We start from the raw sequence: 11,766 nt of genomic DNA on the forward strand, positions 1-11,766 counted from the left end.
CCGCGCCCGCCGCGCGCCCCGCGCCGGCCGCCGCCGATCCCGCGCCGCAGACGGCCCCCCTCGCGACCGCGGCCCGCCCGCCCTCGCAACCGGCGACGGGGCCGAAATCGGCCCCCAGCGCCGCGCCCGAGGCCTCGCCCGCGCCGCCCTCGATCCCTGGCGCGCCGCTCGCCGCAGGGGCGCCGCCCTCGCGTCCGCTGGCCGAGGCCGGCTCTGGCGCGCCCGCGACGCCCGCCGCCGCGCCCTCTGGCGCCGCCTCGCTCACGCCCGCCGCGCGTCCCGCCGCGGCCGGCGCTCCCGTCTCCAGCCCGCGGCCGCCCTCGCGCCCCGTCGCGGCCGCCCCCGCCCCGCAAGCCGGAGGAACCGACCCCGCATGACCCGCCGTCCCGGTCTTCGCGCCCTTGCGGCGCTCTCGCTTTCGCTGGCGCTCGCGCTGCCCCCCCGCGCCGAGGCCGCCGAGCTCGACATCGCCGCCCGCGAGGGGCTGGTGATCGACATGGACACCGGCGCAGTGCTGCTGTCCAAGAACCCCGACCAGCCCACGCCGCCGGCCTCGATGCTCAAGCTGATGACCCTGACCATGGTCTTCGAGGCGCTGGAAGAGGGCCGCCTGAAGCTCGACGACACCTTCCTCGTGTCCGAGAAGGCCTGGCGGATGGGCGGCTCGAAGATGTTCGTGAAGGTCGGCGAGCGCGTCTCGATCGAGGACCTGATCCGCGGCGTCATCGTGCTCTCGGGCAACGACGCCTGCATCGTGCTGGCCGAGGGGCTGGCGGGCTCGGAGGAGGCCTTCGCGCGCCGCATGACCGACCGCGCGCGCGAGCTGGGCATGCACTCGACCTTCGGCAACGCCACCGGCTGGCCGGACCCCGACAACTCGATGACCCCGCGCGACCTTGTCTACCTCGCCAAGCGGATGATCGCCGAGCACCCGGAGTTCTACCAGTACTTCGCCGAAACCGACTTCGAGTGGAACGACGTCGCCCAGCGCAACCGCAACCCGCTGCTCTACGCCAACCTCGGCGCCGACGGCCTGAAGACCGGCCACACCGAGGAGGCGGGCTACGGCCTCGTCGGCTCGGCGGTGCAGGACGGCCGGCGGGTGGTGTTCATGATTGGCGGGCTCGACAGCACCTCGGCCCGCGCGCAGGAGAGCGAGCGGATCGTCAACTGGGCGTTCCGCGAGTTCCGCAACATCACGCTCTACAGCGCCGGCCAGGATCTGGGCGCCGCCGAGGTCTGGCTGGGCGCCAAGTCCAGCGTGCGCCTGACGGTCGAGAAGGACGCGCTGGCCACGATCCCCTTCGCCGCGACTGACGCGCTGTCGGCCACGCTGCGCTATCAGGGCCCGATCGAGGCGCCGGTGACCCGCGGCCAGCAGGTCGCCGAGCTGGTGGTCGAGGCGCCCGAGATCCCCGCCATCACCATCCCCGTGATCGCCGCCGAAGACGTGCCCAAGGGCGGTTACCTGACCCGCCTGCAGGCCGCCGCCGGCCTGCTGGCGCGCAAGGCCATGGTCACCGTGATGGGCGAGGGCGAGATCCCCTCCGGCGCCCCTGCGGAGGCGACGAATGCCGGCGGCTGAGGCCGGGCGTTCGGCCCCGCCGCGCGGACAGGGCGCGCGCGTCGCTCCGGGCCTCGCGCACCGGGCGGGCCTCGCGCACCGGGCGCGCCGCGCGAGGCCCCGGCCCGGGGCGCGCCGGTCGGACCCGGGCGCATGACCTTGACAAAGCCTGCGGAATCCCGCGGCCTCTTCGTCAGCTTCGAGGGCGGCGACGGCGCGGGAAAGTCCACCCAGCTCCGTCGCCTGGCCGAGGCGCTGCGGTCCGAGGGCCGCGACGTGGTCGTGACCCGCGAGCCCGGCGGCGCGCCGGGCGCCGAGGAGATCCGCCGCCTGGTGCTCGAGGGCGAGGGCGGGCGCTGGTCTCCGGTCTCCGAGCTGCTGCTGTTCAACGCCGCCCGCCGCGACCATGTCGAGCGCACGATCCTGCCCGCGCTCGCCCGCGGCGCGGTGGTGCTGTGCGACCGCTTCGCCGATTCCACCCGCGTCTACCAGGGCGCGGCCCGCGAAGCTGCGGGGCAGGCGGGCGGCGACGACGCGCTGCCCGCTCCCGATCTCGCCATGGCCGATGCGCTGCATGCGCTGGTGATCGGCATCGAGCCGGACCTGACCCTGATCTTCGACCTCGACCCCGCGGTCGGCCTGACCCGCGGCGTCGCCCGCGGCGGCGAGGAGCTGCGATTCGAGCGTCTGGGCCTCGACTTCCACCGCCAGGTGCGCGACCGCTTCCGGGCGCTTGCCGCGCGCTTCCCCGACCGCTGCCGCCTGATCGACGCGGCCGGAGCGCCCGACGCCGTCTTCGCCCGCGTCCGCGCGGCGCTGGCCGAACGGCTTGCGCGGGCCTAGAACTCCGCCCATGGCCCGCGCCCCCTACGTCCCCGAAGCCGAGACCGCCCCGCCCGAGCCCGACCGTGTCGAGGGCGCGCCGCACCCGCGCGCGACCCTGCGCCTGTTCGGTCAGGAGGCGGCCGAGAGCGCCTTTCTCGACGCCTGGGCCGCCGGCCGCATGCACCACGCCTGGCTGCTGACCGGCCCGCGCGGGGTGGGCAAGGCGACGCTCGCCTGGCGGATGGCGCGCGCCATGCTGGCCGCGCCCGCGCCGGGGCAGGGGGGCGGCCTGTTCGGCGAGGCGCCCTCCGAGCCAGGCCCTCCCGAAAGCCTCGACATGGACCCGCAGGATCCCGTGTTCCGCAGGGTCCAGGCGCTTTCGGAGGGGCGGGTGCGCCTGCTGCGCCGCCCCTGGGACGACAAGACCAAACGCCTGAAGACCCAGATCGCCGCCGAGGACGCCCGCGCCCTGCGCGAGCTTTTCGCCAACACCGCCGCCGACGGCGGCTGGCGCATCGCCGTGGTCGACTGCGTGGACGAGATGAACGCGCAATCGGCCAACGCGCTGCTGAAACTGGTCGAGGAGCCGCCCGCCCGCTCGATGTTCCTGCTGGTCTGCCACCAGCCCTCGCGCATTCTGCCCACCATCCGCTCGCGCTGCCGCACGCTGGTGCTGCGCCCGCTCTCGCCCCCCGACCTCGCCGCGGCCGTGACCCAGGCGAAGGAGGCCGAGGGCGAGGAGGCGCCCGAGCTCGGCGCCTCGGCCGAGGCGCTGCACGCGCTTTCGGGCGGCTCGGCGGGCGAGGCGCTGCGGCTGGCGGCCGAAGGGGGCCCGAAGCTTTATGCGCGGCTGGTGCGCATGGCCTCGGGCGCGCCGGGGATGAACCGGGCCGATTTCCACGACTGGGCCGCGACTGTGACCGGGCGCGACAACGCCCCGCGCCTCGACGCCTCGCTGCGGCTGGTCGAACTGCTGCTCGCCCGCCTCGCGCGCGCCGGGGCAGGGAAGGCGATGACCCCCGAGGCCGCGCCCGGCGAAGCCGAGCTTGCCGCCCGCCTCTCGGCCCATGCGGGGCAGGCGCGGGTCTGGGCCGAGGCCGCCCAGGAGATCCCCGCGCGCGCCGCCCGGGCGCGCGCGGTCAACCTTGACCCCGACCGGATCATCCTCGATACCTTCTCCGCGCTCGACGCCTGCGCCCGCCGGGCCGCCGCGCTACAGGGCCCTCCGCCCGCCTGACCGACAATCCCGGAGCCGCTATTGCCCCCCGCGCTCGTCGACAGCCATTGCCACCTGGACTTCCCCACCTTCGAGGGCGAGCTTGACGATGTCGTCGCGCGCGCGCTTGCGGCCGGGGTGACCCGGATGGTCTCGATCGCCACCACGCTGGGCGCCGAGCCGCGCGTGCGCGCCATCGCCGAGGCCCATGCGCCCGTCCTCTACGCCTGCGGCCTGCACCCGCTCCATGTCCACGAGGAGCCCGTGCCGACGCTCGAGGCGCTGGAGGCGATCGCCCGCCATCCCAAGATGGTGGGGATCGGGGAGACGGGGCTCGACTACCACTATTCCGCGCAGACCGCGGCCGTGCAGCAGGAGAGCCTGCGCCTGCACTGCGAGGCCGCGCGCCGCACCGGCCTGCCGCTGATCATCCACAGCCGCGACGCGGACGAGGACATGGCCCGCATCCTGACCGAGGAGCGCGCCGCGGGCGCCTTCGCGTGCGTGATGCACTGCTTCTCCTCCTCGGCGAAACTGGCCGAGGAGATGCTGGCGCTCGGCTTTTGCCTCTCGATGTCGGGCATCGCGACCTTCCCCAAGAGCCAGGAGCTGCGCGACATCTTCGCGGCCGCGCCGCTCGACCGGATCCTGGTCGAGACCGACAGCCCCTACCTCGCCCCCAAGCCCAAGCGCGGCAAGCGCAACGAGCCCGCCTACACCGCGATGACCGCGCAGGTGGGCGCTGAGGTGTTCGGCCTGACCCCGGCCGAGTTCGCCGCCGCCACCTCCGCCAACTTCGACCGCCTGTTCGTCAAGGCGGCCGAGTGGTCGCGCCGCAATCTCGACTCCGAGGCCGCCTGACCATGGCAGACCTGCGCTTCACCATCCTGGGCTGCGGCTCCTCGGGCGGGGTGCCGCGGCTGGGCGACGTCTGGGGCGCCTGCGATCCGACGAACCCGAAGAACCGACGCCGCCGCTGCGCCATGCTGGTCGAGCGGGAGGAGCCGGGGCAGGGGATCACCCGCGTGCTGATCGACACCGGCCCCGACATGCGCCAGCAGCTTCTGGACGCGAACGTCGGCCTGCTCGACGGGGTGATCTACACCCATGAGCATGCCGACCACATCCACGGGCTCGACGACCTGCGGATGATCGTGTTCAACCGCCGCAAGCGCCTGCCGGTCTGGGCCAATCCCGAGACGCAGGACAGCCTGATCTCGCGCTTCGGCTACGCCTTCGTGCAGCCCGAGGGCAGCCCCTATCCGCCGATCCTGAACCTCAAGACCATCGACGGGCCGACCACGATCTGGGGCGACGGGGGGGACATCGTGTTCCGCCCCTTCAAGGTGCGCCACGGCTCGATCGACGCGCTGGGCTTCCGGATGGGGCCGCTGGCCTACCTTCCCGACGTCTCGGCGATGTCGGACGCCGCCTGGGCCGAGATCGAGGGCGCCGACACCTGGGTGGTCGACGCCCTGCGCTACACGCCCCATCCCACCCACTCCCACCTCGAGCAGACGCTCGAGTGGATCGCGCGTTCCGGCGTGCGCCGCGGGGTGCTGACCAACATGCACGTGGACCTCGACTTCGAGCGGATGCGCGAGGAGACGCCCGACAACGTCGACCCCGCCTTCGACGGCATGGTCCTGTCCTTTGAGGTCTGAGGCGGCGCCGCGTCCCCCGCGCGTCGCCGCGGCCGCTCGCCGCCGCCTCTCCAGACCCACGACCCCGGGGGCGCCGCGCCCCGGCCCCCGCGCCCGGCGCCCGGCCGCCCTTTCCCGCGCTCTCGCCCCTCCCTCGCGCGCCGGCGCCCCGGGCCTGACCCGGGGCCTCGCGGCGGGAGCCGGGCGAGCCGGCGGGGCCGCGTGCGCCGCTTCTCCCGTCTTCGTGTCCGCGCCCCTCCACCCGCAGGAGGCCCCGGCAAGAACCCGGGGCGCCGCGCGCGCGGGGCCGGGCATCGTCCGTTCGAAAGACCGCGCCTGATGCTCGAGATCCTGCTGATCGTCCTGCCTGTCTTCGTGATCGTGGGACTGGGCTACCTCGCCTCGCGGCTGGGGCTGATGCGCGACCCGGACGTCGACGTGCTGCTGCGCTTCTGCACCGGGATCGCCATCCCCTGCCTGCTGTTCTCGGGCGTCGCGCGGCTCGACCTCGCCGACAACTTCAAGGCGGCGCCGCTGATCTCCTTTTACGGCGGCGCGCTGGTCGCCTTCGGGATCGGCTACCTCGGCGCCCGCAGGATCTTCGGCCGCCGCCCCGGCGAGGCCGTGGCCGTGGGCTTCTGCGCGCTGTTCTCCAACTCGCTCCTGCTCGGCATCCCGGTGACCGAGCGCGCCTACGGGACCGAGGCGCTGTCGGCCAACTTCGCCATCCTCTCGATCCACGCGCCGTTCTGCTACCTGGTCGGCATCGTGGCGATGGAGTTCGCGCGCGCCGACGGCCGCTCGGCGCTGGCCACCGCCAAGGCCACCGCCCGGATGATGTTCCGCAACTCGCTGACCATCGGCATCGCCATCGGGCTGTTCGTGAACCTGACCGGCCTGCCGCTGCCCGATCCGGTGTTCGAGGGGGTGCAGACGCTCGGCCGCGGCGGCATCCCGGTGGCGCTGTTCGCGCTGGGCGGCGCGATGACCCGCTACCGGCTGCAGGACGGGCTGGGCGAGGCGGCCTTCGCGGCCGGCCTGTCGCTTCTGCTGCATCCGCTGATCACCTTCCTTGCGGGGTATTACGGCCTGGGGATCGAGGATCGCTTCCTGCAATCGGCGGTGGTCACGGCCGCGATGCCGCCGGGGATCAACGCCTATCTGTTCGCGGTGATGTATCAGCGCGCGACCGGGGTCTCGGCCTCGACGGTGCTGCTCGCCACGATGCTCTCGGTGGTCACCGCCTCGGGCTGGCTGGCGCTGCTGCACGTGGTGGCGCCATAGGGCGGGAGACGATGTCGCGCGCGCAGGAAACCGGATCGCCCCGGCCTGCGTATAGGGAACCATGCGCTCTGATGTCCCCCCCCGCTTTCCGTCCCGCCGCGCCGTCCTTGTGGGCGGCGGCGCCGCGCTTGCCCTCTCGGCGGGGGGGTGCGCGATGATCCCCTCGCCCTCGCAGATCGAGGCGCAGAACCCGCCCGTGGGGTCCTTCGTCGAAGCCGACGGCCTGCGCATCCACTATGTCGAGATGGGGCCGCCCGACGCCATTCCGGTGGTGCTGGTCCACGGCGCGACGGGCAACCTCAACGACATGACCTTCGACCTGGCCCCGCGCCTCGCCGATCGGTTCCGCGTGATCGCCTTCGACCGTCCCGGCCTCGGCTGGTCCCAGCGGCCCGAGAAGGAGGGCTGGCGTCCCGCGGTGCAGACCGCGATCCTGCGCGTGGCCGCGGCGCGCCTGGGGGTCGAGCGTCCGGTGGTGGTCGGCCATTCCTGGGGCGGCGCGGTGGCCACCGCCTGGGCGTTGCAGGACCCCACGATCCGCGGCGCGGCGATACTCGCCGGCGCCTCCATGCCCTGGTCGGACGGCGACGACTGGCTGACCCCCCTCAAGACCTCCTCGGCCGCGGCCTGGGTGGGGGCGAGCGTGTTCCGCCTGATGGCGGACGGCGACGGCGGCGCCTCGGCCGCCGCGCGGATCTTCCGCCCCCAGCCTGTGCCCGAGGGCTACCTCGCCCATCTCCAGCCCGAGCTGCTGCTGCGCCCCGAGACCTTCCGCAACAACACCGAGGACATCCAGCGGCTCGACGGCGCCCTCGCCCGCCAGTCGCAGGGCTATCCGCAGATGGTCCCCCCGCTCGAGATCCTGCACGGCGAGGCCGACCGCATCGTCTCGCCGCAGATCCATTCCGCGGCGCTGGCTCAGGTCGTCCCGCATGCCCGGCTCGAGCTGCTGCCGGGCGTGGGCCACATGCTCCATCACGTCGATCCCGGACGGGTGACTGCGGCTGTGGAACGACTTGCCGCAAAATAGAGCCATTGGTATGGAAAGTTGCTGCGTGTAACGGTATATATCGTGAAATGGGCGCTCGACCGACCGGTCTTCGCCCCCCCGATCGGAGCGCTCCGCAACAGAAGTTCGGGCCCCTCCGATCGCCAGCGTATCAGGAGGCGCCAATGTCCCCGGAGGACCTCCCCCCCGGCCCGCCCATACGGGCTGACCAACCCGGCGAAGCGCTGGAAAAAGCCGTGGACGAGGTGGGCGACCGCTGGTCCCTGCTGATCGTCTGGGCGGCCGCCAACGGCACGTCGCGCTTCGACGATTTTCACCGGGACCTCAGCGTCGCGCGCAACATCCTTTCGAACCGGCTCCGCCGCCTGGTCGACCTCGGGATTCTCGAGAAACGCCCCGTGCGCGACGGGGCCCGCCGCATGGAATACGCGCTGACCCGCAAGGGCGACGCCCTGCGGGCCGTGCTGCACGGCCTGCTGGACTGGGGCGACTCCTGGGCCAAGCGGGGTCCCGGAAACGCCGAGGGCCGGCCGCAGTAAGCGGCCGGCCCTTCGGTTTGGATCGCCCGGTTTCGATCCCCCGGTTTCGATCCTGCGGTTCGGGCGGCCGGGGCGCGGCTTAGCGCCAGCGGCCGAGCACCGTCGCCAGCGTCTCGAGCGAGGTCGCCGCCTCGGCCACGCGCTTGGAGGCGGGCCCGCAGACCGACTCCTTGACGATATACCCGCGCGAGCACTGCACCGCGGGCATCAGCTGCGAGATCTCCCGATCCACCGCCGCCTTCCAGTCGCTGAAGCGGCCGCCGTCCTGCAGGCGGGCGACGGTGGCCTGGATCTCGGCGCAGCCCGCGCCCTGGCCGCGCAGCGCCTCGGCCAGCAGGCCGCGCTGGGTCTGCGCCTGGCACAGCTTCCACAGCACGTCGGCATGGATCTGCGGGAACATCCGCAGGATGGTGCGATAGCGCGGGCCGATGTTGTCAAACCCGTTGGCCACGCCCTCGGGCGGCCAGAACTGGTAGCTCGCCAGGAACACGTCGGGATCGATCTCCGAGCCCGCGCGCTTGGGCGGATCCTGATAGAGGGCCGGCTGCTCGGGCGTCTCGATCCCCTCGCGCAGGAAGGCGAGCACCCGGGCCTGCTCGCGCAGGGGCTTGCCCTCGGGGTCGAGCGGCAGCACCGCCATCTGCAGGCCGAGCGCCGAGGGCGTCAGGCGCGCGAACACCGGCCGGCCGGGGAAGTTCAGCAGCGCCTCCAGCCCGCCGGACTTCCAGCCGCCGCCGATGCTCGCCTCGACCCCGTTCGAATCGTGGAAGGTGCCGGCCGGGTTGCGCCCGACGTCGGTGATCTCGATCTGCATGCCGCGCGCGGGACCGATGCCCACGAACCGCCCGGCCAGGTCCGCCACCGGCCCGTCCTGCGCCCGCGCCGGGCCCGAGACGCCGGCCAGCAACGCGAAGGCCAGCGCCAACCCGAGCGCGGTCAGCGCGGCCAGGCGCCCCGTGCGCAGGCCGACACGGCCGTCGGAACGAGGAACGGGGCGGATATCGATCGACGACATGTACGGCTCCGGCTGCTTCGATGGCGCTCTGGCTATACCGTAACTTTGACCGCCGCGAGGCGGCAGGGGTATATCGCTCCCCGAATCGTCTCTTGGGGGAACCGTCTATGGACTGGGACAAGCTGCGCATATTCCACTCGGTGGCCGACGCGGGCAGCCTCACCCACGCGGGCGAGAGCCTGCACCTGAGCCAGTCGGCCGTCTCCCGCCAGATCCGCGCGCTGGAGGACGAGGTGGGGGCGACCCTGTTCCACCGCCACGCCCGCGGCCTGCTGCTGACCGAGCAGGGGGAGCTGCTGTTCTCGGCCACTCGCGAGATGACGCGGATGCTCGACACCGCCTCGGCGCGGATCAAGGACGCCAAGGACGACGTCTATGGCGAGCTGCGGGTGACCTCGACCATCGGCTTCGGCACGATGTGGATGACCCCGCGCCTGCCGAACCTGTTCGACGCCTATCCCGACCTGTCGGTGGACCTGGTGCTGACCGAGACGGTGATGGACCTGCCGATGCGCGAGGCCGACGTCGCCATCCGCATGAAGGAGCCGTTCCAGGCCGACCTGATCCGGCGCAAGCTGTTCGACGTCACGATCCGCTTCTTCGCCTCGCGCGCCTATGTCGAGAAGCACGGCGCGCCCGAGACGGCGGCCGATCTCGCCGCGCACCGCATCGTCGGCCACAGCCCGGGCTATCCCCAGATCCAGGCGGGCGAGGCGTTCCTGGCTCCGATCTATGCGGGCGCCCACCGAGCGCGGGCGACGGTGAACAACTATTTCGGCCTCTACACCGCCGCGATCAGCGGCCTGGGGATCTGCGCGCTGCCCGACTACCTCGCCCGCGACGTGCCCGACCTCGTCAACGTCGCTCCCGACCTGAAGTCAGAGCCGACCACCGTCTACTTCGTCTACCCGACCGAGCTGCGCCGCTCGAAGCGGGTGGCGGTGTTCCGGGACTTCGTTCTGGACGAGCTGGAGAAAGACGGCTTGCTCTCCGGTTGAGCGGATCTCGCTGTTGCGCGGAAGCCATGCGCTCAGCGCAAACCTGCGTTGAGTGACGGTTTGTGACGCTTGTTGCGCTTGCTAACCGGAAATCTCGGGCCTATATCGCGACTTGTAGCCGACACCGCGCGACACTGTTGCACCCTGGTGACGGCTGCACCTCCCTGTTGGACTTGGCCGGACGTTCGCGTCCGGCTTTTTTTCTGTCTGACACCCGCAATTCCCTGCATATCAACGAAAAAGCGGAGCGCGAGGCGCTCCGCCTGGGGTCATGTCGACCGTGTCCCTGGGGCCACGTTTCGTGAGCGACGCGGCGAGAGTCCCCTCGCCGCGCCCGCGAAACGGCGGCGTGGCGGCTTCAGAACCAGAGAGCGCGCTTGTCGAGGTCCATCGCGGCGTAGAGGCCGGCGACCTCCGCGCCATAGCCGTTGTAGAGCTGCGTGGGCGCCTCGTCGCCGGTGCCCAGTACCCGCTCCTGAGCCTGCGACCAGCGGCGGTGCGGGACCTCGGGGTTGACGTTCGCCCAGAAGCCGTACTCCGAGCCCTGCAGCTCCTCCCAGAAGCCGACCGGCTGGGTGTCGGTGAAGGAGATCCGGGTGATCGATTTGGCCGACTTGAACCCGTATTTCCACGGCAGGTGCAGGCGGATCGGCGCGCCGAACTGCTTGGGAAGGACCTTGCCGTAGACCCCGGTGACCATGAAGGGCAGGGGGTTGAGGGCCTCCTCGATCGTGACGCCCTCGACATAGGGCCAGGGATACCAGGACTGGCGGATGCCGGGCATCGAGTCCTCGTCGACCAGCGTCTCGAAGCGCACGTATCTGGCGCCCGAGGTCGGCTCGGCCCACTTCACGAGGTCTGCCAGCGGGAAGCCGATCCAGGGGACCACCATCGACCAGGCCTCGACGCAGCGGTGGCGGTAGACGCGCTCCTGCACCGGCATCTTCGCCAGCAGGTCCTCGAGGCCGATCTCGCCGGCCTTGGCGCACATCCCCTCGATCCGCAGGGTCCAGGGGTCGGAGGGCAGGGCCTGGGCGGCCTCGGCGATGCCCTTGTGGGTGCCGAACTCATAGAAATTGTTGTAGCTGCCGCTCGCCGCCTCGGGCGTAATGGCGCGGCCGGCGTCGGCATAGGCGGGATCGAGCGGAGGCTTGGGCGTCCAGGCCTCGCCCGCGGGACGGGCGGAGGCGCGGCCCGGGAGGCCGAGCCCCGAAGCCGCCGCGAGGCCCGCAAAGCCCAGTCCGGCCAGGACCGAGCGGCGATCGAGGAACACGCGCTCGGGCGTCACCTCACGCTCCGGGATGTGCCAGGAGGGGCGGCGGTGGAAGTGCATCTCGCGTCCTTTCGGGGCTCGGGCGACCTGTGGTGCTGGACGCAAGGATAGGCGAGAGGCGGCCGCGCGGCCAATCACGAGGCGTGGAGAGGGCGCGAGGGAATGTTTCAGCAGCGGAAGGGAGCGGACTGCAGGCGCCCTGCGGGCGGGCTTGGCTGCGCTGCGCGTGGGGTGAGGGGGCGCCCGGGCGGGGGAGGGGGGAGCCTCCGGCGGGCTCCTGACTCACCAGGGAACAGGGCCGCGCCTGTTCCCCGGACCCGTCTCTCGCTTGCGATGCCTGAGCGACGCGGCCCCGCCGGTCAAGGACAGGCCCCCTGCGGGGGTCGCTTCGCGATCCCTG

11 protein-coding genes are annotated in these 11,766 nt (G+C 72.5%); 9 read left to right on the top strand and 2 right to left on the bottom strand.

All coding sequences use genetic code 11. The features are described from left to right. Positions 1-373: 373 nt before the first annotated feature. The 8 genes from AAC134_RS22395 (at position 374) to AAC134_RS22430 (ending at position 8,080) form a co-directional block, all read left to right on the top strand. Entirely contained in the window at positions 374-1,585 is a 1,212-nt protein-coding gene (locus AAC134_RS22395; RefSeq protein ID WP_339951770.1) for a D-alanyl-D-alanine carboxypeptidase family protein, read from the top strand. A gap of 132 nt (positions 1,586-1,717) precedes the next feature. Continuing rightward, a complete protein-coding gene (gene tmk, locus AAC134_RS22400; RefSeq protein ID WP_339951772.1) occupies positions 1,718-2,407 on the top strand; it encodes a dTMP kinase in 690 nt (229 codons plus the stop codon). Positions 2,408-2,417: 10 nt separating this feature from the next. Then, complete coding sequence (locus AAC134_RS22405) at positions 2,418-3,626, top strand: DNA polymerase III subunit delta' (RefSeq protein WP_339951774.1); 1,209 nt, start codon at positions 2,418-2,420, stop codon at positions 3,624-3,626. Between the two features lie 21 nt (positions 3,627-3,647). Next, complete coding sequence (locus tag AAC134_RS22410) at positions 3,648-4,466, top strand: TatD family hydrolase (protein ID WP_339951776.1); 819 nt, start codon at positions 3,648-3,650, stop codon at positions 4,464-4,466. Positions 4,467-4,468: 2 nt separating this feature from the next. Next, positions 4,469-5,269, top strand: a complete 801-nt coding sequence (locus tag AAC134_RS22415; RefSeq protein ID WP_339951778.1) for an MBL fold metallo-hydrolase — start codon at positions 4,469-4,471, stop codon at positions 5,267-5,269. Between the two features lie 318 nt (positions 5,270-5,587). Beyond that, complete coding sequence (locus AAC134_RS22420) at positions 5,588-6,532, top strand: AEC family transporter (protein ID WP_339951780.1); 945 nt, start codon at positions 5,588-5,590, stop codon at positions 6,530-6,532. Positions 6,533-6,686: 154 nt separating this feature from the next. After that, positions 6,687-7,562 (top strand): alpha/beta hydrolase, encoded by an 876-nt coding sequence (locus AAC134_RS22425; RefSeq protein WP_339951782.1) that lies wholly within the window; start codon positions 6,687-6,689, stop codon positions 7,560-7,562. A gap of 215 nt (positions 7,563-7,777) precedes the next feature. Then, positions 7,778-8,080 (top strand): helix-turn-helix domain-containing protein, encoded by a 303-nt coding sequence (locus tag AAC134_RS22430; protein WP_339951784.1) that lies wholly within the window; start codon positions 7,778-7,780, stop codon positions 8,078-8,080. 79 nt (positions 8,081-8,159) lie between these two features. Here AAC134_RS22430 and AAC134_RS22435 read toward each other — a convergent pair whose 3' ends face one another. Then, positions 8,160-9,095 (bottom strand): hypothetical protein, encoded by a 936-nt coding sequence (locus AAC134_RS22435; protein ID WP_339951786.1) that lies wholly within the window; start codon positions 9,093-9,095, stop codon positions 8,160-8,162. Positions 9,096-9,202: 107 nt separating this feature from the next. Here AAC134_RS22435 and AAC134_RS22440 point away from each other — a divergent pair, with 107 nt between their 5' ends. Next, a complete protein-coding gene (locus tag AAC134_RS22440) occupies positions 9,203-10,093 on the top strand; it encodes a LysR family transcriptional regulator (RefSeq protein ID WP_339951788.1) in 891 nt (296 codons plus the stop codon). A gap of 358 nt (positions 10,094-10,451) precedes the next feature. Here the strand turns inward: AAC134_RS22440 and msrP are convergent, their stop codons facing one another. Then, positions 10,452-11,426, bottom strand: a complete 975-nt coding sequence (msrP, locus tag AAC134_RS22445; protein ID WP_339951790.1) for a protein-methionine-sulfoxide reductase catalytic subunit MsrP — start codon at positions 11,424-11,426, stop codon at positions 10,452-10,454. Positions 11,427-11,766: the final 340 nt, after the last annotated feature.

The organism is uncultured Albimonas sp., assembly GCF_963977235.1.
In the GTDB taxonomy this organism is placed as follows: domain Bacteria; phylum Pseudomonadota; class Alphaproteobacteria; order Rhodobacterales; family Rhodobacteraceae; genus Albimonas.

What these genes read in the sequence shown, in the direction of transcription:
- AAC134_RS22395 (WP_339951770.1), top strand. Translation starts at nt 374, where the DNA reads ATGACCCGCCGTCCCGGTCTTCGCGCCCTTGCGGCGCTCTCGCTTTCG.
- AAC134_RS22440 (WP_339951788.1), top strand. Translation starts at nt 9,203, where the DNA reads ATGGACTGGGACAAGCTGCGCATATTCCACTCGGTGGCCGACGCGGGC.
- msrP (WP_339951790.1), bottom strand. Translation starts at nt 11,426, where the DNA reads ATGCACTTCCACCGCCGCCCCTCCTGGCACATCCCGGAGCGTGAGGTG.
- AAC134_RS22405 (WP_339951774.1), top strand. Translation starts at nt 2,418, where the DNA reads ATGGCCCGCGCCCCCTACGTCCCCGAAGCCGAGACCGCCCCGCCCGAG.
- AAC134_RS22425 (WP_339951782.1), top strand. Translation starts at nt 6,687, where the DNA reads ATGATCCCCTCGCCCTCGCAGATCGAGGCGCAGAACCCGCCCGTGGGG.
- tmk (WP_339951772.1), top strand. Translation starts at nt 1,718, where the DNA reads ATGACCTTGACAAAGCCTGCGGAATCCCGCGGCCTCTTCGTCAGCTTC.
- AAC134_RS22420 (WP_339951780.1), top strand. Translation starts at nt 5,588, where the DNA reads ATGCTCGAGATCCTGCTGATCGTCCTGCCTGTCTTCGTGATCGTGGGA.
- AAC134_RS22415 (WP_339951778.1), top strand. Translation starts at nt 4,469, where the DNA reads ATGGCAGACCTGCGCTTCACCATCCTGGGCTGCGGCTCCTCGGGCGGG.
- AAC134_RS22435 (WP_339951786.1), bottom strand. Translation starts at nt 9,095, where the DNA reads ATGTCGTCGATCGATATCCGCCCCGTTCCTCGTTCCGACGGCCGTGTC.